Genomic DNA, 19,499 nt, shown 5'->3' on the forward strand with positions numbered 1-19,499 from the left:
AGGATCGCCGCCGCGAGGCGCATTAGGCCGGTTGTGCCTGTTTGGCGTTGGCTGCCACCAGTTCGGCCACGGCGGCTTCCAGACGGGCCAGGCCTTCCTGTACGTCGGCTTCGGCAATGATCAGCGACGGTACGATGCGCAGCACGTTGGTGCCGGCTACCAGTACCAGCAGACCGTGCCGGGTGGCGGCGTTGACGATGTCCTTGGCCTTGTTCACAAACTCGCCCTGCAGCTCGGCGCCCATCAGCAGGCCCATGCCGCGCACTTCCTTGAAGATGCCGTACTTGGCGTTGATGCGTGCCAGGCCGGCCTTGATCAGCTCGTGGCGCTGCTGCACACCAGCCAGCACTTCCGGGGTGTCGATCAGTTCCAGCACCTTGTCGGCCACGACGCAGGCCATCGGGTTGCCACCGTAGGTGGAACCGTGGGTGCCCACCACGAAGGATGCCGCCACTTTGTTGCTGGTCAGCATGGCAGCTACCGGGAAACCATTGCCCAGGGCCTTGGCGCTGGTCAGGATGTCCGGGGTCACGCCGTAGGCCTGGTAGGCGTACAGCGCGCCGGAGCGGCCAACACCGATCTGCACTTCGTCGAAAATCAGCAGCGCGTTGTGCTTGTCGCACAGCTCGCGCAGCTTCTGCAGGTAGGCCTTGGTGGCCGGCAGCACGCCGCCCTCACCCTGTACCGGCTCCACGATCACCGCGCAGGTACCGGCGTTGATGGCGGCCTCGGCGGCTTCCAGATTGTTGAATTCGATGTGGTTCAGGTCACCCGGCAGCGGGGCGAAACCTTCGGTGTACTTCGGCTGGCCGCCCACCGATACGGTGAACAGGGTACGGCCGTGGAAAGCCTGTTTGCAGGACACGATACCGGTCTTGCTGCCACCGAAATGGTCGAAGGCGTAACGACGGGCCAGCTTCAGCGCGGCTTCGTTGGCTTCGGCGCCGGAGTTGCAGAAGAACACCTTCTCGGCAAAGGTGGTTTCGGTCAGGCGACGCGCCAGGCGCAGCGCCGGCTCGTTGGTGAAGGTATTGGACAGGTGCCACAGGCGGTCTACCTGCTCGTGCAGTACGCGGGTCAGCTCCGGATGCAGATGGCCCAGGCTGGTCACGGCGATACCGCTGGCGAAGTCGATGTATTCCTTGCCCTGCTGGTCCCACAGGCGGGAACCTTCACCCTTGACCGGTACGAACGCGGCCGGGGCGTAGTTGGGAACCATTACTTCATCAAAGGTTTGGCGGGTAACGGGAGCGGACATCTGGAAATCCTTCGTCTGGCGTTGAGATGGAGCCATTCTAGGCAGACGCGTCAAATTTTCCGTCCAGAATCAAGACATGCAATTTTCTGTTTGGGCCAGCGACGGGGGGGATGGGCCAGGTTAGCCCCCGACAGTGGCAGTACGGTGCGGTCAACGTTTGCGCTCCAATGCGGCCCAATGGCGCAATGGGTGCGGCACAAGGTTGGCCGCATATCGTGTCAGCGCTTATACGGCCAACGTTTGTCACTTAGCCAGGCTCACAAACAGCAGCCCCGCACCAACTCGCCACACCCCGTTGGCGCGAGCCGGGCCAGACGGTGCGCCCCAGGGATCAAGCCGCGGCCTGAGCCGCGCGCCGTTAGCAAGCGGCGAATCAGCGGCGCCTGGGGCGTGCTACCTGGCACGGGGTTTCGCGCAGCCTTCGGGGGCGCCGGGAATTGGAAAGGGGGCGGCGGTCGGCCCCTTCCCCGTGCGCCGGGCGGAACCGGCGACTGCAACCAGCATCCGCGCAGCGGATACTTCGCCACCAAACACATTGGCCGCAAACCGTTATGGCATGCGGCCAACCTTGTCCGGCACGGAAGCGCGGCGGCGATCACTCGCCGTCGACAAACTCCGCATCCCCCGGGAAGCGCTCCTCGCGCGGCGAGATGTTGAAATAGGAACGGTAGACGGTGGAAAAATGCGGGCCGGAGGAAAAGCCGCACAACAGCCCAATCTGCACCACCGATTTGCCGGTGTTGCGCAGCAGCTGGCGCGCGCGCTCCAGCCGCAGCTGCAGGTAGTAGCGTGATGGCGAGTCGTCCAGGTATTGCTTGAACAGCCGCGCCAGCTGGCGGCGCGACTGGTTGGTGAGGGTGGCGATTTCGTCGGTGGTAAGCGGTTCTTCGATATTGGCTTCCATCAGCATCACCGCCTCGGTGAGCTTGGGATGCTTCTCGCCCACCCGTGCCAGCAGCGGCACGCGCTGGCGTTCGTCGCTGCTGCGCACCCGCTCGGCACACAGCACCGCGGCAATGGCATCCACCAGTTCCACGCCGTGCTGGCGGCCGATCAGCGCCAGCGCACCGTCGATCTGCGCCACGCCGCCGGCACAGGTAAAGCGGCTGCGGTCCAGCTCGTACACGTGCTGCGAGGCCACCACCTTGCCGAAGCGGTCGGCAAAGGCCGGCTGTTCCGACCAGTGGATGGTGGCGTGATGGCCGTCCAGCAGCCCGGCACTGGCCAGCCACCAGGCGCCGCAGTGCACGCCGCCGACCAGGCTGGCGCGCGCCGCCAGCACGGCCAGGGTGTGGCAGCACAACGCGGCATCGGCAAACGGCAGCACCCCTTCGCTGAGCACGAACAGCTGGTCGCAGTGGCCGGCATCGCGCAGGCTGCCGGCCACCGGGTAGCTCATACCCCCGCCCAGCGGCAGCGGCTGGCCATTCCAGGAATAAAACTGCAGCTGATACAGCGTCTTGCCGGCCAGACGGTTGGCCTGCAGGAACGGCTCGGCAAAGCAGCCGATACCGAATGGCGAGCACGGCGGCAACAGCAGCACCGCCAGCTGCTGCACGCTCATGCGGCCAACCTTGCGAACCCGCCGTGGCTCACTTCAGGCTGCCTTGCAGGAACTGCTGCAGCCGCTCGCTCTTGGGCTGGCGCAGCACCACTTTCGGGTCGCCCTGCTCTTCCACCCGGCCCTGATGCAGGAACACCACGTGGTTGGATACCTCGCGGGCGAAGCCCATTTCGTGGGTGACCACCAGCATGGTGCGGCCTTCTTCGGCCAGGGTCTGCATCACTTTCAGCACTTCACCCACCAGCTCCGGGTCCAGCGCCGAGGTCGGTTCGTCGAACAGCATCACCTCCGGCTCCATCGCCAGCGAGCGGGCGATGGCCACGCGCTGTTGCTGGCCGCCGGACATGTGCGACGGGTACTTGCCTTCCACCTCCGGCGGCAGGCCGACCTTGGCCAGGTATTTGCGCGCCCGCGCCACCGCCTCGTCGCGGCTGATGCCCAGCACGTGCATCGGCGCTTCGATGATGTTTTCCAGCACCGTCATGTGCGCCCACAGGTTGAAGTGCTGGAACACCATCGCCAGCTTGGTACGCATCTGCTGCAGCTGCTTGTGGTCGCTGACCCGCAGCGCGCCCTTCTTGTCCTGGTGAGTGCGGATCTGTTCGTTGTTCAGGGTGATGCTGCCGGCACACGGCTGCTCCAGAAAGTTGATACAGCGCAGGAAGGTGCTCTTGCCGGAGCCGGACGAGCCGATGATGCTGATCACGTCGCCGGCCTTGGCTTTCAGCGATACCCCCTTGAGCACCTCGTGCTCGCCGTATTTCTTGTGCAGGTCGTCTACGACTAGTTTGTACATGGTCACCTCCTGGTGCGGCTGCGGCTGGATGCACGCCGGCAGCCGAATGCCGCCCGACGACAGCGCCCCCCCTAGGCAGGGTGTGGCCGGACTGCCGCCAGCCGCACGAGCGCGAGGCGATCATTTCAGTAATCGCGCCGCGCCACAATCACTGCGGCCAACCTTTGTCGCAGTGCAGCACAGGCAACAAAACAGCACTAAATCCATTCAAATCAAGCAGATAGCCAATAACGCGCCGCACCATGCTGCCCCCGGGCGAGGCCGCTTCTATACATCGATGTCACCTTTGCGCAATTGTGCTGCGACAACGCCGGCCGGTTGCGCGGCGTGGCCGGTGGCTGTCGTCGGCGCGACCACCGCCACGGGCGCCTCCGCTCAGGTCCAGCCCGGCTCCAGCCGGTCCGGGCGGTCGCTGCACAGCATGTCCACCCCCCATTGCCGCAGCCGCTGCATGTCGTCGCTGCGGTTGACCGTCCACGCCATCACCGCCAGCTCCTGCTGATGCAGGCTGGCCACCCACTCCGCCGTCAGCGCACGGTGATACACGTGCACCGCGCCACAACCCAGTGCCAGTGCCTGCGCCACCGCCTCCTCCGACAACTGTGTCAGCAGCAGCGCGCGCGGCAACTGCGGCGCGGCCTGTTGTGCCGCCGCCAGCGCCGGCCGCGAAAACGACGACAGCAGCGGCGGCAACGCGGCGCCCTGCCACAGCGCCACGATCTCTGCCACGCACTGCCGCGCCATGGCGGCATCGTCGCCCGCCGGTTTCAGTTCCAGATTCACCGCCATGCCCAGCTTGCGGCAGCGGGTGGCCAGCTGCGCCAGCGACGGCAGCGCCTCGCCGGCAAATGCCGGGTGGTGATGGCGGCCGGCATCCAGCTGCTGCAATGCGGCCAACGTTTGCGCGCTCACCGGGCCGCAGCCGGTGCTGGTGCGCTCCAGCTCGTGGTCATGCACGATCACCGCCTGCCCGTCGGCAGACAGCTGCACGTCGCACTCCACGCCGTTCACCCCCAGCCGGTGGGTGAGCAGCAAGCCGGCCAGGGTGTTTTCCGGCGCCAGCGCGCCGCCAAGGCGGTGGGCAAAACCTGCGGGATAGGGCCAATGCATGCTGTTCTCCTGGTTGCCATCCTGCTGCAACAGACTATCGTCACCCTGAGACGGTTCATTTTCGTCATAGCCGGTTTGGCCGCGGTCGGGGTGGCGATCCGCATGGCGCGACACGGAACCGCCTGCCGGCAAACTGCGCCGCCGCAGGCTGTCGCCGTGGAACAGCAAGGCGACGCAACGTGGCTGCTGCGGGGCGTCCGGCGGCGCTAAGGTTACCCCTTATAAGCGTAAGCCCTCGTTTACAGCATGCGGCGTTAAAAGGTTTACTGAATCGGCGATTACCACCCAATTGATGCCAATAACATAGTGGTAAGACCTAAGTTGCATCGCCTTGCCGGCGTGGCCCGTGCTATCAATGCCATGTTGCGTCGCAGCAACGTACAAAATTGACAACAGTTCCATCATTAGAACGTGTAGTTCTGAAAATACTTCGTTAAATCATTTGATTAAAAAACTGTCAGACAGTATTCATAGATCAAACAAAGCATGGCCGCGCAAGATTTTCGATCAAATCGATGTCGCGTTTTTGTAAAAGCGTTGCGCCAAATCAAGAGTCATGCTTAATTACCAATTCAAACGCTCGTTCGAAATCAAGCCTCGCACGGGCGTTCGCTATCTCCGCAGTTTTTACATTTTTCATTTGAACCATTTGCAGAAAGGAAGACCATGCAAATCGCTATTGCCACCGAACGGCTGGCAGGTGAACCCCGCGTGGCCGCCACACCGGAAACGGTGAAGAAACTCGTCGCCATGGGTCACACCGTGGTGGTCGAGACCGGGGCCGGGCGGCATGCCGCGGCGCTGGATGCGGCCTATGTCGATGCAGGGGCCACCTTGGCCGCCTCGCGCGCCGAGACGCTGTCCCGCGGCGACATCGTGCTCACCGTGCGCCCGCTGCCCGCCGATGCCATCGCCGAGTTGAAGGACGGCGCGGTGCTGATCGGCCAGCTGGCGCCGTACCACAACGACACCTTCCCGCTGCTGGCCCAGAAGAAGGTTTCCGCCTTCGCCATGGAGCTGCTGCCGCGCACCACCCGCGCGCAGAGCATGGACGTGCTGTCCAGCCAGAACAACATCGCCGGCTACCGCGCGGTGCTGCTGGCCACCCACTACTACCCGCGCTTCATGCCGATGCTGATGACCGCGGCCGGCACGGTGAAACCGGCACGGGTGCTGATCATGGGCGTCGGCGTCGCCGGGCTGCAGGCCATCGCCACCGCCAAGCGCCTGGGCGCGGTGGTGGAAGCCACCGACGTACGCCCGTCCACCAAGGAGCAGGTGGAAAGCTTAGGCGGCAAGTTCATCGAAGTGCCGATGAGCGAGGAAGAGAAGAAAGCCAACGACGGCGTGTACGCCAAGGAAATGTCCGACGACTACAAGCGTCGTCAGGCCGAGCTGGTGGACAAGCACGCGCGGCAGGCCGACATCATCATCACCACCGCGCTGATTCCGGGCAAGAAGGCGCCGACGCTGATCAGCGCCGACATCGTGGCGGCAATGAAGCCGGGCAGCGTGATCATCGACATCGCGGCGGAAGCCGGCGGCAACTGCGCGCTGACCCGTAGCGGTGAGGTGATCACCACCGACAACGGCGTCACCATCGTTGGCCTTGGCAACCTGCCAGGCATGGTGGCGGCGGATGCCTCCAGCCTGTACGCCAAGAACCTGCTGACCTTCCTGTCGCTGATGCTGAGCAAGGAAGGCTTCACCCTGAATCTGGAAGACGACCTGCTGGCGGCCACCCTGGTGACCCATGCCGGCGAGGTGCGCTTCCCTGCGGCCCACGTGGCCCCGGTAGCCAAGAAGGAGACCACTCATGGTTGATCCGTTCATCTCCAGCTTCACCATCTTCGTACTGGCGGTATTCGTCGGCTACCACGTGGTGTGGAACGTCACCCCGGCACTGCACACCCCGCTGATGGCGGTGACCAATGCCATCTCCGGCATCATCATCGTCGGCGCCATGCTGCAGGTGGTGGACATCGGCGGCAGCCAGCTCACCCTGACCTCGGCGCTGGGCGCGGTCGGTATCTTCCTCGCCAGCATCAACATCTTCGGTGGCTTCCTGGTCACCCAGCGCATGCTCGACATGTTCAAGAAGAAGAAAAAATAAGGAGCACGAACGATGGAAAATCTCTCTGCAGTGCTGTATCTGGTCGCGGCGGTGCTGTTCATCCTGGCACTGAAAGGGCTGTCCTCGCCCACCTCCGCCATTCAGGGTAACCGCTACGGCATGCTGGGCATGCTGATCGCGGTGGCCACCACCTTCCTGATCCTGGACAAGCCGGTACTGGCGCTGATCGCCGGCGCCATCGTCGCCGGTGGTGCCATCGGCGCCTACAAGGCCAAGACCGTGGAAATGACCGGCATGCCGGAGCTGGTGGCGGCGATGCACTCGCTGGTCGGCTTGAGCGCGGTGCTGATCGCGGTAGCCGCCATCTTCCACACCGGTGTCGAACACACCGGGGTGCAGAAGATCGAGCTGTTCATCGGCGCCTTCATCGGCGCCATCACCTTCACCGCGTCGGTGGTGGCCTACGGCAAGCTGTCGGGCAAGTTCGGCGCCAAGGCGGTGAACTTCAGCGGCCAACATCTGCTGAACCTGGTGCTGGCACTGGCCATGGTCGGCTTCGGTGCGGCCTACTTCGTCAGCGATAGCCACGCGGCGTTCCTGATGATGCTGGCCATCGCGCTGGTGCTGGGCGTGACGCTGATCATCCCGATCGGCGGCGCCGACATGCCGGTGGTGGTGTCGATGCTCAACAGCTACTCCGGCTGGGCGGCGGCGGGTATCGGCTTCACGCTGAACAACCCGGTGCTGATCATCGCCGGTGCCTGCGTCGGCGCCTCCGGTGCCATCCTGTCCTACATCATGTGCAAGGCGATGAACCGTTCCATCGTCAGCGTGCTGCTGGGCGGCTTTGGCGCCGAAGTCGCCACTGGCGGCGCCGCCGCCTCCGGGCCGAAGAACTACAAGTCCGGCTCCGCCGACGACGCCGCCTTCCTGATGGGCAACGCCGATTCCGTGATCATCGTCCCCGGCTACGGCCTGGCGGTATCGCGCGCGCAGCATGCGCTGCAGGAATTCGCCGAGCTGCTGCACGAGAAGGGCGTCAACGTGCGCTACGCCATCCACCCGGTGGCCGGGCGCATGCCGGGACACATGAACGTGCTGCTGGCGGAAGCCGAAGTGCCGTACGAGCAGGTGCAGGAGATGGAGGAGATCAACTCCGACTTCTCCAACACCGACGTGGTGCTGGTGATCGGCGCCAACGACGTGGTGAACCCGGCGGCGCAGAAAGACAAGGCCAGCCCGATCTACGGCATGCCGATCCTGGAAGCGCACAAGGCGCGCACCGTGATCGTGGTGAAACGCTCGATGAACGCCGGCTACGCCGGCCTCGACAACGAGCTGTTCTACCTGGACAAGACCATGATGGTGTTCGGCGATGCCAAGAAAGTGGTCGAGGATCTGGTGAAGGCCGGCGCGCACTAAACCCGCCCGCAACGCAGCAAACGCCACGGCCCCGCAAGGGGCCGTTTTTCTTGCCGCCGCCTCGTGTCGTGACGGTGTGTGACGGCATTCACAAAGCTTAATCAGCGCAGGATTGACGCTGGCATCAGCGGCTCGCTAGCCTTGCAACATTCTGGCGCGCCGCTGTGCGCCGCCTTCGCCCCGCGTGTTCCGGGGCACCTCTGCAAGGAATTCCCCATGAGTCTGCGTCATAGCTCGCTACTGATCACCACCGCGCTGCTGGCCGCCTGCGCCAGCACCACGCCGCAACCGGATGGCCGCTGGCACAGCGGCGACCACGATGACAAACCGCCGCTGGAGCTGGAACTGAAAGGCGGCCGCCTGTCGGTGTCCGGCGGCTGCAACCGGCTGTTCGGCACCGCGCGGGTGGAAAACGGCGTGCTGGTGGTAGATCAGCTGGCCAGCACCATGATGGCCTGCGACCCGGTATCGATGGCGCGCGAGCGCGAACTGTCGCAACTGCTGGCCAGCCGCCCGCCGGTGCAGCGCCGCGGCGACCAGCTGCTGCTGGGCAAGCCGGGGCAGCAACTGGTGCTGCGGCAGCAGGAAGACCTGTCCGCCGCGCCGACCCGGCTGATCTACGTCGCCGCCGAGCGCCAGCCGTGCAGCGGCGTGGCGCGGATGATGTGCCTGCAGGTACGCAGCGACAAGAACCAGCCGTGGCAGCTGCACTACGGCGAGATCGAAGGCTTCCGCCCGCAGCCCGGCGTTGCCTACCGCCTGCGCATCAAGGAAGTGAAAGTGCCCAACCCGCCGGCCGACGCCCCGTCGCTGCGCTGGGTGCTGGACATGGTGGTGGAGCAGCAGCTGGTGCAACCGTAAGCGGCGGCACCGCCCCAAAAACAATGCGGCCAACCTTTGCAGGTTGGCCGCATGTGTTTTTGGCGCAGTGGAACGTCAGCGCCTCGCGATCAGCACGATGCCGGCGCCGATCAGCAGCATGCCCAGCAGCTCATCCGGGCGCGGCCATTCGCCCAGGCTGTAGGCGGCCATTCCCACCGCCAGCACCGGGATCACCAGCGAATTGAAACTTAGGGTGGAAGCCGGCAGCCGGCGCAGCAGCCACAGCCAGGCCAGCCAGCCCACCGCGCTGGAGAACACGCCGGAGTACACCATGCCCAGCACGAAGGCCGGCGACCAGTGGATGCCGGCAAAGTCGGCGAACGGCAGCAGCAGCAACATCGGCAGCAGGGCAATCAGCGCCTGCCAGCCGGAAAAGTTCAGGCTGTCCAGCTGCCCGCGCTGGGTGGCACGCTTGGACAGCACCGAGCCCAGCGCCCAGAACAGGCCCGCCAGCACCGCGCACAGCATCGGCAGCATGCCGCCGTGTAGTTGCCACGGCGCCACGATCAGCATCAGCCCTGCAAAACCGGCCGCCATTGCCCGCAGCGCGTTGCGCGAGAACGGCTCGGCCAGCAGCCAGCGCGACAGCAGCGCCACCCAGAACGGCATGGTGAACACCAGCACCGAGGTGCGCCCGGCGGCGCCGGCCACCAGCGCCAGCGTTACCGCCAGGCCATACAGGAAGTTGCTGGACAGCCCCACCTGGCAGACATCGCGCAGCCGTTGCGGGCGGATGCCGTGACCGCGCGCCAGCAACACGCCGAACAGCGTCAGGCTGCCGATGGCGGTGCGGATGATCAGGTGGGTGATCGGCGTGGCCGCCTGCAGTGTCACCTTCATCACCACGTAGTTGTACGCCCACATGGTCACCAGTCCGGCAAACAGCGCGTACGGCAGCCAGCGGCTGGCGGAAAGGTTGGCCGCCAGGCGGCGGGCGGGGTTGAGGGTGCTCATGTGCGGCTCCGGTGACGGGCGGCTGCCCGATGCGATGCTCACAGTGTAGAAAGCCCGCCACTGCCACCTGCTGCGTTATCATGCGTCAGACTGCAGCCAAGCTGCATTTCAATACATTTCAACGCAGGAATCCTGACATGCTGGATGCTTACGATCGCAAACTGCTGGCACTGCTGCAGGAAGACGCGCGCCAGACCCACGACCAGCTGGCGGAAGCGGTAAGCCTGTCGCCCACCGCCGTCACCCGCCGCCTGAAGCGGCTGCGCAGCGAAGGGCTGATCCAGCGCGAGGTGGCGCTGGTGGACCCGGCACTGTTCGGCCGCAGCCTGCGGCTGGTGGTGAACGTGATGATGCAGCGCGCGCAGGCGCCGCTGGTGGATGCCTTCAAGGCGGCAATGGAAGCGGCGCCGGAGGTGATGGAGTGCTACAACGTGACCGGCCGCCCGGATTTCGTGCTGATCGTGCTGGTACGCGACATGGGCGACTACGAACGCTTCGCCCGCGCCCACCTGATGAACAACCCGCATGTGCGCGAGTTCGAATCGCTGGTGGTGATCAATACCTGCAAGTACCGCACCGCGGTGCCGCAGGACGAGGACTAAGACCCGACGTTGGCCGCACGGCTCCGGATGCGCCTGCGTCTTATCCGGGCTACAGCTGCGATGCGGCCAACCTTTCAACTTGTAGAACCGAACCGCTACGCCCCATTCCCGTTGGCGCGAGCCGGGCAAAGTGGTGCGCCCCAGGTGTTAAGACGCCGATCTGTTTGAGTCCCGAGCCGTTAGCGAGGGGCGAGTTCGGCGGCGCCTGGGGCGTGCCGTTTTGCACGGGGTTTCGAGCAGCCGCCGGGGAGCCGGGGATTGCCAAGGGGGCTGCGGTGGCCCCCTTGGCCTGCTCGCCGGGCGGAACCGGCACCAAAATCATCATCCGCGCAGCGGATTCCACACCCAAGTCAACACCAGCAAAACAACGCGGTAAACGCTGGGCTTCGTTGCGCTCAACCCAGCCTACGGGCGGAGCCCCGACGTTGGCCGCACAGCCGACACCACACAGCGCTCGCGTGCACAAACAGCCGCCAAGCGCCAAAACAATGCGGCCAACCCGCAAAGGTTGGCCGCATGTTCAACGTACCGGGCAGCAGCGCGGCTCAGCTTTCGTGCAACAGCGCATGCTCGATCTCGGAGAACGCGCGCGGTACGCGCAGGAAGTTCAGCGAGATGCCCAGCCGGCGGGCGATGGTGGAGGTGGAAAATAGGCCGCAGATCTCCAGGTGGCCGCTGTTGCTGTTGCGCTCCACCACCAGCGCGTGCTGGCGGCCATGTTCTTTCAGCGTGGCGACGATGTGGCCGACGCTGGCGTGCAGCACGTCGCCCATGTTCAGCGCCTCCAGCTGGTTGCGCGGCGTCATCACGTCCGCCACCAGCAGCTCCTTGCGCTGCTTGCCACTGCTCTGCATGCAACGCAGCGGGCGCTCGCCCAGCACGTCGCTGGCGGTGAGCAGGCCGGTAAACGCCCCGGCGTTGTTGCTGACGAACAGCAGGCGGATACCGTGGTTGATCATGCGGGCGTGGGCTTCTTCCAGCGCCACGTCATCGTGGATGCTGATCGGGTCGATGATGCGCAGGTCGGTCAACACTTCCACCGCCGGGCTTTTCAGCGACAGCGGGCGTTGCGGTCGCTGTTCGACGTGAATCAGGTCGGTGGTGGCAGGCAGGCTGATACCGGGGAGGGCGTGATAGTCCATGCTACGGGCTCCTGTACGGCGGGTAGCGCCCGCGCCGCGGGCGGCTCCCGTGTTTTACTTTTTGCCGGCCCGTCTGTGGCAGGCCGGTACACGGCCGGGCAATGCGGCAACACCCCTTGGCATGCCCGGTCTTTTCATCTAAGCACGCGGCAGCGCGGCTTGCAGCCATTTCGTGTAACCGAATTTACCCGTCTCAACCGTTTGCCCGCCCCGGCTCCTCCTTCCGGCGTATCGCGCCGCCGGCGCATCCGCGCCTAGACTGAGCTTTTTGCTGCGGAGTCCACCATGCAACCGATTATCGATTTTGCCAGCCTGCTGGGCGCCGCCCGCGCCCAGCCCGCCCCGCAGCGCCTGCTGTTCGCCTTCTGCAACCGCCGCCTGCACGACGACCATTCCGCGGCGGAAGCGGCGCGCTTTGCCGCCGGCGAAGGCGGCATCCTGCAGCCGGTGCTATGTGTGGACAAGTCGGTACTGGAGCTGGACAGCTTTGCCGCGCTGGCCGAACAGGCCGACAGCATGGATAACAGCTGGCAGGTGGTGTTCGTCGCCGCCATCGACGACAGCGGCAGCCAGGATGCCGATGGGCCGATCAAGCGCATGGTGCAGACCATCCAGACCGGCGGCGATGTGGGCCGCTATCTGGCGTTCAATCGCCAGGGCCAGCTGCTGCAATTCCTGTAACCGCCACGGCGGCGGCTAGCCAGCGGCAACAACGGCTGAACAACGCCGGCGGCATGCGGATTTACCACGGGTAAATGTCGCGTGCCGCGGTGTTTTCGCCTTGTGCCGCCCCGCCCGCCTCTGCCGGCGGGCAAAAAAATCCGCCCCGAAGGGCGGTGCAAGGATGGAGTATTGACGATGGAACAGCCGGCTGCGCCCGCAGCCGGTGGCAGGGTGTCAGCCCGCCATAACCGCCTCGACCTCGTCGGCAGTGCGGGCGATGGGGTCGCCCAGCACGCGGCTGCCAGTGCTGGTAACCAGCACGTCATCCTCGATGCGGATGCCGCCGAAGTCACGGTATTCGTTGAAACGCGCGTAGTTGATCAGCCCGGCGTGGCGGCCTTCGGCCTGCCAGGCGGCGATCAGCGCCGGAATGAAATAGATGCCGGGCTCCACGGTCACCACCATGCCGGCCTTGAGCGTCTTGCCCAGCCGCAGGTAGCCCATGCCGAACAGCGGGCTGCGCGCCAGCTCGTCGCCGTAACCCACCAGCTCTTCGCCCAGGCCTTCCATATCGTGCACGTCCATGCCGATCTGGTGCCCCAGCCCGTGCGGGAAGGCGATGGCGTAGGCGCCGCTGTCCACGATGTCGTCCACCTCGCCGTGGAAGAAGCCCAGCGCCGTCATGCGTTGCACCATCACCTGTGCTGACAGTTTGTGGATGTCCAGGTAGCGCACGCCGGGACGGATGGCGTCGATGGCGGCCTGCTGCATCGCCAGCACGGTGTCGTACAGCTCGCGCTGGCGCGGAGAAAACTTGCCGCCCACCGGGATGGTGCGGGTGATGTCGCTGGCGTAGCCGGCGGCGGAGTTGGCGCCGGTGTCGTTCACCACCAGATCGCCGGCCTGCAGCACCTGGTCGTGATGGTGGTTGTGCAGCACCTCGCCACGGCGCGAGAAGATGCTGGGGTAGGCCAGTTGCAGGTCGTGGCGGCGCACGATGCCTTCCATCTCGCCGACGATGGCGTGTTCCACCACCCCCGGCCTGGCGGCGCGCATGGCGGCCAGGTGCATGTCGCGGGTAATCGCCAGCGCCGCTTCCATCTCGGCGATCTCTTCTGCGCCCTTGATCTCGCGCAGGCTCACCACGGCGCGGGTCAGCGCGGTGCTGTAACCCGCCTTGGCGGCATCTGGGTCACAACGCAGCAGGCGCGCCAGCTCCAGCACGTTCTCGCCACGGTAGGGCTGCAGGTAATGCACAGTGCGCCCGGCGACCTGCGCGGCGGACAGCACCTCCGCCAGCGCGGCATACGGCTGGCTGCGGCCAACCTTGGCCTGCGCGGCACGCGCGGCCAGCGTCGGCAGCTCGCCGGTCCACACGATGTCGGCCACCTCCGGGTCATTACCGAACAGCGTGGCTTCGCCGTTAGCAGTGTCGATCACGCCGGCCAGCCCCGGCTCGTTGAGGCCGAAGAAGTAGCGGAACGAGCTGTCCTGCACGAAGGGGAAGATGTTGTCGCGGTAGTTTATCGGCGAATCGACGTTGCCGAGTAACAGCAACAGGCTGTCCGGCAGCAGCGCGGCCAGCTGCTGGCGGCGTTGCAGGTAGATGTCGGGCTGGAACATGGCGGCCTTCCACGGGTGGGCGGGAAAGTGCGCATTTTTGTATACAATCGTTCATCTGTATAGCAAAACCCCGCCAAGTGCGGTCACACAGGGCGGGGGTGTGGCGATTCTGTTGCAGCGGCAGCGCTGCCGGCAATCAGCGTGCCTGCGCGGCGGCTTTCTGCTTGCGGCCAACCTTGGGCTGCCAGCGCAGAATCAGCCCGGCGGCCACGCCGGCCAGCAGCGCCCACAGCGGCGCGCCGATGCCGGCGATGCTGACGCCGGAAGCCGCCACCACGAAGGTGAGCAGCGCCGCCTCGCGGTGGGTGTCGTTGCTCAGCGCCGCAGTCAGCGACGAAGCCAGGGTGCCGAACAGCGCCAGCGCCGCCGCCGCCATCACCAGCGCCTTGGGCAGAATCAACAGCACCGCCACCAGCGCGCCGCCCAGCAATGCCACCAGCAGGTAGCACACCGCCGCCACCATGCCGGCCTTCCAGCGCTGGTTGCGGTCCGGGTGCGCCTCCGCGCCGGTGCACATCGCGGCGGTGATCGCCGCCAGCACCACGCCATGGCAGCCGAACGGCGCCAGCAGGGTGGATACGCCGCCCAGCACGCTCACCGGCACCTTGGCCGGGATGTCGTAGCCATCGTTCTTCAGCACCGCCATGCCCGGCAGGAACTGCCCGGTCAGCGCCACCAATGCCAGCGGCAGCGCAATATTGCTGATGCCGGCCAGGCTGAACACCGGCGTGGTCCACAACGGGCCGCTGGCGCTGGTGGCCAGCGACGGCGCCGCCACGAAGCCGCCCTGCAGCAGCAACAGCCCGCAGCCCAGCAGCAGCGAGCCCATCAGCGCGTAGCGCGGCCACAGCCGGCGGCCGACAAAGAAGGCGATGGCCATCGGCAGCACCAGTGCAGTCTGATCGCGCATCGCCGGCACCAGCTCCACCACGAAGCGGAACAGGATGCCGGCCAGCAGCGCGGCGGCCAGCGCCGGCGGAAAACGCTTCATCAGCGCGTCAAACGCGCCGCTGATGCCGATCAGCCATACCGCCAGCCCGGCCAGGAAAAAGCCGCCCACCGCTTCCGGGTAGCTGACGCTGGGCAAGGACGCCAGCAGCACCGCCGCGCCCGGCGTGGACCAGGCGGTGATGATCGGCATCTTCCACTTCCACGATAGCCACAGCCCGGCGATGCCGGAGCCAAACGACACCGCCCACATCCACGACGCCAGCTGTCCGGCACTGAGGCCGGCCTGCTGTGCGGCGTGGACGATGATTAAAAAAGGGCCGGTGTAGCCCACCGCAATAGTGAGTACACCGGCGATCAGGGTAGAGGGAGGCAGCTTTTGCAGCATGGCGTGCTCGCGGGTAGGGAGTTGGCTGCGCGGGCAGCGGGAATGCACACAGCTTAGTCGCGGCCAACGTGGTGCGCCTGCCACAGCCGGGTATAACAGGCTGGCGCTGTTATGCCCTGTTCTATATAACAGAGCGATGAACCGCACCGCCCTTCCCCGCTACCAGCAGATCGCCGCGGCGTTGGCCGCACAGCTGGACCACGGCGACTACCCGCCGGGTAGCCGCCTGCCGGCGGTACGCCAACTGGCCGCCGCACACGGCGTCAACACCCTCACCGCGCTGGCCGCCTACCGCTTGCTGGAACAACAGCAGCGGGTGGAGGCCCGGCCGCGCGCCGGCTTTTTTGCCGCCGCGCCCGCCGGCAGCATCGCCCCGCGCCGCAGCGATCCGGCGCTGCCGCTACCATCCACCGCCGCGCTGGTGGATCTCAACAGCCGCATGTCTACCCTGCTGCTGCTGGCCGACGACCGCATCCCGCTGCAGCTGCACATGGCCGAGGCGGCGCCGGCGCTGTACCCGTCCACCGAGCTGGCGCGCCGGCTGCAGCAGACGCTGGCGCGCCAGCCGGAGCTGATCGGCGCCCATCTGCCGGGCAACACCCAGCGCCGGCTGACCAGCGCCTTGCAGCAGCTGGCACAGCAGCGCGGCATGGCGCTGCGCGCCGACGACATCCTGCCCTGCCACGGCATCACCGAGGCCATCAGCCTTGCACTGCGCCACCTCACCCGTCCCGGCGACACCGTGGCGGTGGAGACGCCGGTGTACTTCGGCCTGCTGCAGACGCTGCAAGGGCTGGGCTTGAAGGTACTGGAGATCCCCTGCACCGCCGATGCCGGGCTGTCGCTGGAGGCGCTGGAGTTCGCGCTGCGGCATGGCCCGGCGGTGAAGTGCCTGGTGTGCGTGCCCAACTACCAGAACCCCACCGGCGGGCTGATGCCGGACGACAACAAGCGCGCGCTGCTGCAACTGGCACGCCGCCACGGCATCACCATCGTTGAGGACGATGTGTTCGGCGATCTGTATTACGGCAACGAGCGGCCGACGCCGATCAAGGCCTGGGATCGCGACGGCGAGGTGATCTACTGCTCGTCGTTCACCAAGAGCTACGCGCCGTCGTTCCGCCTGGGCTGGTTTTCCGGCGGCCGCCATCACCAGGCGCTGGCGCGGCTGCAGGCCAGCAGCACGCTGACGGTGTCGCCGCTGCTGCAGGCGGTGCTGGCCGAGGTACTGGAAAGCGGCGACTACCAGCGCACCAGCCAGCGCATCCGCCAGCAGTTGGCCGCACAGATGCACGCCACCGCCGACGCGGTACTGCGGCATTTTCCGAAAGGCACCCGCGTGCGCAAGCCGCAGGGCGGCATGCTGTTGTGGCTGGAGTGCCCGCCGGGCAGCGACACCACGCAGTTGCTGCAGCAGGCGCTGCCGGCAGGCATCAGCTTTGCCCCCGGCGTGGTGTTCTCGGCCGAACCGCGCTTCGATCACTGCCTGCGCCTCAGCTGCGGCCAACCTTTTACCCCGGCGCTGGACGCGGCGCTGGCCACGCTGGGCCGCCTGCTGGCGTTGCAGCTGGCGCGGTGCAAAGATGTCCCGGCAGCCAGCTTTCCGCCGCGTTAAGCGGTGATACACTGGCGAACTCCGTCCCACACCACGCAATCATCATGAAATCCGCCCAGAGCCTGCCGCCCGATGCCCTGCTGGCCTTCGATGCCCTGGCCCGCTGCCTGAGTTTTACCGCCGCGGCCAACGACCTTGGCTGTGCCAAGAGCCGCGTCAGCCAGCTGGTGAAAGAGCTGGAACAAGAACTGGGCACCGTGCTGGTGCTGCGCAATACCCGCCGCGTGGTGCTGACGGAAAGCGGCCAACGGCTGGCGGCGCATGCCGCCAAGCTGCGACTGCTGCTGGCCGGTATCCGCACCGATATCGAAGAGAGCAAGGACAAGGTGGAAGGCGTGCTGCGCATCGGCTGTTCCGCCGGGTTGGCGCAGCAGCTGGTGGGGCCGCTGCTGGGCGAGCTGGTGACGGAGTTTCCGGCGCTGCAGATCGGCCTGCAGGTGGAAAACCGCGTGCTGGATCCGGTCAGCGAAGGGCTGGATTTCACCTTCCGTACCCGCAATGTGCACGACGACCGCCTGGTGGCGCGCCCGGTGGGGCTGGTATGGGAAAAGCTGTACGCCGCCCCGGGCTACCTGGCCCGGAACGGCCAGCCACAGACGCCGGAGCAATTGCCGCAGCACCGGCTGATCAGCAATACCTACTACACCGACAGCGGCCGCGAATGGCGACTCGAATACCGCGACCAGCCGCTGAACCTCAAGCTGCGACCGGCCATCATCGTCGACCAGTACGCGGTGGTGTCCAACATCCTGCAGGAGGGCCACGGCATCGGCCTGCTGCCCAGCTATATGGGCCAGCCGCTGGTGGAAAAAGGCCTGCTGGCCGAGGTGCTGCCGGACTGGCGCGCCGCCGGCTGGCCGGTGTTCCTGGTGTTCGCCTACCACCAGCCGCTACCGCGCAAATACCAGGCCTTCATGAGTTTCATCGTGCCCCGGCTGCAGACCGCGCTGGCCAGCGTTTGACCCAAGCCAAGGCCACCGCCAACACGCACTGCTACAGTCAGCGCTTTGCCGAATACGGGAGCGCAGCATGATGGAACACGTGGACATCTTCATCGTCGGCGGTGGCATGGTCGGTAGCGCCATCGCCGCGCGGCTGGGTGGCAGCGGGCTGCGCATCGCGGTGCTGGAACAGAGCACTCCAGCGGCTTTCGACCCCGCCAGCGCGCCGGATCTGCGCGTGTCCGCCCTCAGCCCGGCCTCCATCACTCTGCTGCAGGATATCGGTGCCTGGCAACATATCCGCGCCATGCGCACGGCGCCTTACCAGCGCATGCAGGTGTGGGAACAGAAGCGTGAAGACGGCACGCTGTTCGATGCCGGCGAGATCGCTGCGGCCAACCTTGGCCACATCGTGGAAAACCGCATCGTGCAGCTGGGGTGCACCGCCGCGCTGGCGCAATACGGCAATATCGAGCTGATTTGCCCGGACGAAATCAGCCAGCTGCATATCGGCGCGGGCATCAGCCAGCTGACGCTGAAAAGCGGCCGCAACTTCACCACCCGGCTAGTGATCGGCGCCGACGGCGCCCGCTCGCGTGTACGCGAGGCCGCCGCCATTGGTCTCAACAGCCACGAATATCCGATGCACGCGTTTGTCGCCACTGTCGGCATTCAGGGCGGCGAACGCGACATCACCTGGCAGCGCTTCACGCCGCAGGGGCCGCAATCGCTGCTGCCGCTGCCCGGCGATTATGCCTCCCTGGTGTGGTACCACAGCGCCGCCAAGGTCGGACAGTTGATGAAGCTGGACGATAACGCACTGATCGCCGCGTTTCGCGCCGAATTCCCCGATGTTTTGCCAGACATCAGCCATATCGTCTGCCGCGGCAGCTTCCCGCTGATTCGCCGCCACGCGCAAGCCTACGTGCGCCACGGCGTGGCGTTGGCTGGCGATGCCGCCCATACCATTCACCCGCTGGCCGGCCAGGGCGTCAACCTTGGTTTCCAGGATGTGGTGGCGCTATGTGATGTGCTGTTGGCCGCACAACAGCAAGGCGAGGAGATCGGCAGCCTGGCCGTCCTGCAGCGCTACCAGCGCCGCCGCCAGCTGGCCAACCATGCCATGCAACGGTTGATGGATCTGTTCTGCTACGGTTTCAGCAACGACATCGGGCCACTGCGGATTGCCCGCAACCTGGGGCTGAAACTGGCCAACCGCAGCGGTCCGCTCAAGAAGGAAGTGATTCGCTATGCACTGGGACTGCAAACGCCGGAACAGCTACTGGCACCACCATTGTGACTTTTTGCTGCACGTTGAGCGATTTTCACCGAACTAAGCTGCAAGCTGATCTGTCCAGAAATCCCAGCATTGGAAGTGCTGACCCGCGATGATTGAGGCCACCCGCTGCGGGCAGCAGCAGGTGCATGTAAAAAGCCCGCAACTGCGGGCTTTTTACATGGCGGTGGCAGAGGCGACAGAGTCGGCCGCATCAGTACAGGCCCGACCGGCGCCACAA

Annotated in this window: 18 protein-coding genes; 10 read left to right on the forward strand and 8 right to left on the reverse strand. The window is 65.9% G+C overall.

Features of this window, described 5'->3' with window-relative positions:
• Nucleotides 1–22 precede the first annotated feature (22 nt).
• The 4 genes from ABNW52_RS18385 to ugpQ form a co-directional block, all read right to left on the reverse strand.
• Nucleotides 23–1,258, reverse strand: a complete 1,236-nt coding sequence (locus ABNW52_RS18385; protein WP_349591101.1) for an aspartate aminotransferase family protein — start codon at nt 1,256–1,258, stop codon at nt 23–25.
• 595 nt (nt 1,259–1,853) lie between these two features.
• Nucleotides 1,854–2,822, reverse strand: a complete 969-nt coding sequence (locus ABNW52_RS18390; RefSeq protein WP_349591103.1) for a GlxA family transcriptional regulator — start codon at nt 2,820–2,822, stop codon at nt 1,854–1,856.
• Nucleotides 2,823–2,850: 28 nt separating this feature from the next.
• On the reverse strand, nt 2,851–3,618 hold the full coding sequence (locus ABNW52_RS18395) for an ABC transporter ATP-binding protein (RefSeq protein ID WP_349591105.1): 768 nt from the start codon (nt 3,616–3,618) through the stop codon (nt 2,851–2,853).
• Between the two features lie 375 nt (nt 3,619–3,993).
• Nucleotides 3,994–4,728, reverse strand: coding sequence for a glycerophosphodiester phosphodiesterase (gene ugpQ / locus ABNW52_RS18400; protein ID WP_349591108.1), 735 nt, complete (start codon nt 4,726–4,728; stop codon nt 3,994–3,996).
• Here ugpQ and ABNW52_RS18405 point away from each other — a divergent pair.
• From ABNW52_RS18405 to ABNW52_RS18425, 5 genes are all read left to right on the forward strand, one after another.
• Nucleotides 4,723–4,938: a hypothetical protein gene (locus ABNW52_RS18405; protein WP_349591110.1), complete on the forward strand. Its 216-nt coding sequence runs from the start codon at nt 4,723–4,725 to the stop codon at nt 4,936–4,938. The two genes, ugpQ and ABNW52_RS18405, sit on opposite strands and share 6 nt — an antisense overlap.
• Before the next feature lie 456 nt (nt 4,939–5,394).
• Nucleotides 5,395–6,552 (forward strand): Re/Si-specific NAD(P)(+) transhydrogenase subunit alpha, encoded by a 1,158-nt coding sequence (locus ABNW52_RS18410; protein ID WP_349591113.1) that lies wholly within the window; start codon nt 5,395–5,397, stop codon nt 6,550–6,552.
• The gene (locus tag ABNW52_RS18415) at nt 6,545–6,841 is read left to right on the forward strand and encodes a proton-translocating transhydrogenase family protein (RefSeq protein ID WP_349591115.1); all 297 of its coding nucleotides are present in this window, start codon (nt 6,545–6,547) and stop codon (nt 6,839–6,841) included. The genes ABNW52_RS18410 and ABNW52_RS18415 overlap by 8 nt, the downstream gene beginning before the upstream one ends.
• 12 nt (nt 6,842–6,853) lie before the next feature.
• Nucleotides 6,854–8,224 (forward strand): NAD(P)(+) transhydrogenase (Re/Si-specific) subunit beta, encoded by a 1,371-nt coding sequence (locus ABNW52_RS18420; protein WP_349591118.1) that lies wholly within the window; start codon nt 6,854–6,856, stop codon nt 8,222–8,224.
• 216 nt (nt 8,225–8,440) lie between these two features.
• Nucleotides 8,441–9,085, forward strand: coding sequence for an META and DUF4377 domain-containing protein (locus ABNW52_RS18425; RefSeq protein ID WP_349591120.1), 645 nt, complete (start codon nt 8,441–8,443; stop codon nt 9,083–9,085).
• Between the two features lie 75 nt (nt 9,086–9,160).
• Here ABNW52_RS18425 and ABNW52_RS18430 read toward each other — a convergent pair whose 3' ends face one another.
• Nucleotides 9,161–10,060: a DMT family transporter gene (locus tag ABNW52_RS18430; RefSeq protein ID WP_349591122.1), complete on the reverse strand. Its 900-nt coding sequence runs from the start codon at nt 10,058–10,060 to the stop codon at nt 9,161–9,163.
• A 137-nt stretch (nt 10,061–10,197) separates the two neighbouring features.
• On the opposite strand from ABNW52_RS18430, the gene ABNW52_RS18435 reads away from it, so the two are divergent.
• Complete coding sequence (locus ABNW52_RS18435; protein WP_349591125.1) at nt 10,198–10,662, forward strand: Lrp/AsnC family transcriptional regulator; 465 nt, start codon at nt 10,198–10,200, stop codon at nt 10,660–10,662.
• A 545-nt stretch (nt 10,663–11,207) separates the two neighbouring features.
• Here ABNW52_RS18435 and ABNW52_RS18440 read toward each other — a convergent pair.
• A complete protein-coding gene (locus tag ABNW52_RS18440; RefSeq protein WP_349591127.1) occupies nt 11,208–11,804 on the reverse strand; it encodes a CBS domain-containing protein in 597 nt (198 codons plus the stop codon).
• 285 nt (nt 11,805–12,089) lie between these two features.
• On the opposite strand from ABNW52_RS18440, the gene ABNW52_RS18445 reads away from it, so the two are divergent.
• Nucleotides 12,090–12,485, forward strand: a complete 396-nt coding sequence (locus tag ABNW52_RS18445; protein ID WP_349591130.1) for a ribonucleotide reductase subunit alpha — start codon at nt 12,090–12,092, stop codon at nt 12,483–12,485.
• Nucleotides 12,486–12,701: 216 nt separating this feature from the next.
• On the opposite strand, the gene ABNW52_RS18450 is transcribed toward ABNW52_RS18445, so the two are convergent.
• The gene (locus ABNW52_RS18450) at nt 12,702–14,090 is read right to left on the reverse strand and encodes an aminopeptidase P family protein (protein ID WP_349591133.1); all 1,389 of its coding nucleotides are present in this window, start codon (nt 14,088–14,090) and stop codon (nt 12,702–12,704) included.
• 136 nt (nt 14,091–14,226) lie between these two features.
• Nucleotides 14,227–15,426 (reverse strand): benzoate/H(+) symporter BenE family transporter, encoded by a 1,200-nt coding sequence (locus tag ABNW52_RS18455; RefSeq protein ID WP_349591134.1) that lies wholly within the window; start codon nt 15,424–15,426, stop codon nt 14,227–14,229.
• A 136-nt stretch (nt 15,427–15,562) separates the two neighbouring features.
• On the opposite strand from ABNW52_RS18455, the gene ABNW52_RS18460 reads away from it, so the two are divergent.
• The 3 genes from ABNW52_RS18460 (at nt 15,563) to ABNW52_RS18470 (ending at nt 19,282) form a co-directional block, all read left to right on the forward strand.
• Nucleotides 15,563–17,041: an aminotransferase-like domain-containing protein gene (locus ABNW52_RS18460; RefSeq protein WP_349591136.1), complete on the forward strand. Its 1,479-nt coding sequence runs from the start codon at nt 15,563–15,565 to the stop codon at nt 17,039–17,041.
• A gap of 44 nt (nt 17,042–17,085) precedes the next feature.
• On the forward strand, nt 17,086–18,003 hold the full coding sequence (locus tag ABNW52_RS18465) for a LysR family transcriptional regulator (RefSeq protein ID WP_349591138.1): 918 nt from the start codon (nt 17,086–17,088) through the stop codon (nt 18,001–18,003).
• Between the two features lie 67 nt (nt 18,004–18,070).
• Nucleotides 18,071–19,282: an FAD-dependent monooxygenase gene (locus tag ABNW52_RS18470; protein ID WP_349591139.1), complete on the forward strand. Its 1,212-nt coding sequence runs from the start codon at nt 18,071–18,073 to the stop codon at nt 19,280–19,282.
• Nucleotides 19,283–19,499 lie beyond the last annotated feature (217 nt).

Origin of the sequence: Vogesella oryzagri (genome assembly GCF_040148885.1) — a bacterium.
GTDB classification, from domain to species: Bacteria; Pseudomonadota; Gammaproteobacteria; order Burkholderiales; family Chromobacteriaceae; genus Vogesella; species Vogesella oryzagri.

Excerpts from the sequence above, each read along its gene's own strand:
- ABNW52_RS18455 (WP_349591134.1), bottom strand. The coding sequence starts at position 15,426 with ATGCTGCAAAAGCTGCCTCCCTCTACCCTGATCGCCGGTGTACTCACT.
- ABNW52_RS18395 (WP_349591105.1), bottom strand. The coding sequence starts at position 3,618 with ATGTACAAACTAGTCGTAGACGACCTGCACAAGAAATACGGCGAGCAC.
- ABNW52_RS18460 (WP_349591136.1), top strand. The coding sequence starts at position 15,563 with ATGAACCGCACCGCCCTTCCCCGCTACCAGCAGATCGCCGCGGCGTTG.
- ABNW52_RS18430 (WP_349591122.1), bottom strand. The coding sequence starts at position 10,060 with ATGAGCACCCTCAACCCCGCCCGCCGCCTGGCGGCCAACCTTTCCGCC.
- ABNW52_RS18390 (WP_349591103.1), bottom strand. The coding sequence starts at position 2,822 with ATGAGCGTGCAGCAGCTGGCGGTGCTGCTGTTGCCGCCGTGCTCGCCA.
- ABNW52_RS18470 (WP_349591139.1), top strand. The coding sequence starts at position 18,071 with ATGATGGAACACGTGGACATCTTCATCGTCGGCGGTGGCATGGTCGGT.
- ABNW52_RS18425 (WP_349591120.1), top strand. The coding sequence starts at position 8,441 with ATGAGTCTGCGTCATAGCTCGCTACTGATCACCACCGCGCTGCTGGCC.
- ABNW52_RS18410 (WP_349591113.1), top strand. The coding sequence starts at position 5,395 with ATGCAAATCGCTATTGCCACCGAACGGCTGGCAGGTGAACCCCGCGTG.
- ABNW52_RS18445 (WP_349591130.1), top strand. The coding sequence starts at position 12,090 with ATGCAACCGATTATCGATTTTGCCAGCCTGCTGGGCGCCGCCCGCGCC.
- ABNW52_RS18450 (WP_349591133.1), bottom strand. The coding sequence starts at position 14,090 with ATGTTCCAGCCCGACATCTACCTGCAACGCCGCCAGCAGCTGGCCGCG.
- ABNW52_RS18435 (WP_349591125.1), top strand. The coding sequence starts at position 10,198 with ATGCTGGATGCTTACGATCGCAAACTGCTGGCACTGCTGCAGGAAGAC.
- ugpQ (WP_349591108.1), bottom strand. The coding sequence starts at position 4,728 with ATGCATTGGCCCTATCCCGCAGGTTTTGCCCACCGCCTTGGCGGCGCG.
- ABNW52_RS18420 (WP_349591118.1), top strand. The coding sequence starts at position 6,854 with ATGGAAAATCTCTCTGCAGTGCTGTATCTGGTCGCGGCGGTGCTGTTC.
- ABNW52_RS18385 (WP_349591101.1), bottom strand. The coding sequence starts at position 1,258 with ATGTCCGCTCCCGTTACCCGCCAAACCTTTGATGAAGTAATGGTTCCC.
- ABNW52_RS18405 (WP_349591110.1), top strand. The coding sequence starts at position 4,723 with ATGCATGCTGTTCTCCTGGTTGCCATCCTGCTGCAACAGACTATCGTC.
- ABNW52_RS18465 (WP_349591138.1), top strand. The coding sequence starts at position 17,086 with ATGAAATCCGCCCAGAGCCTGCCGCCCGATGCCCTGCTGGCCTTCGAT.
- ABNW52_RS18440 (WP_349591127.1), bottom strand. The coding sequence starts at position 11,804 with ATGGACTATCACGCCCTCCCCGGTATCAGCCTGCCTGCCACCACCGAC.
- ABNW52_RS18415 (WP_349591115.1), top strand. The coding sequence starts at position 6,545 with ATGGTTGATCCGTTCATCTCCAGCTTCACCATCTTCGTACTGGCGGTA.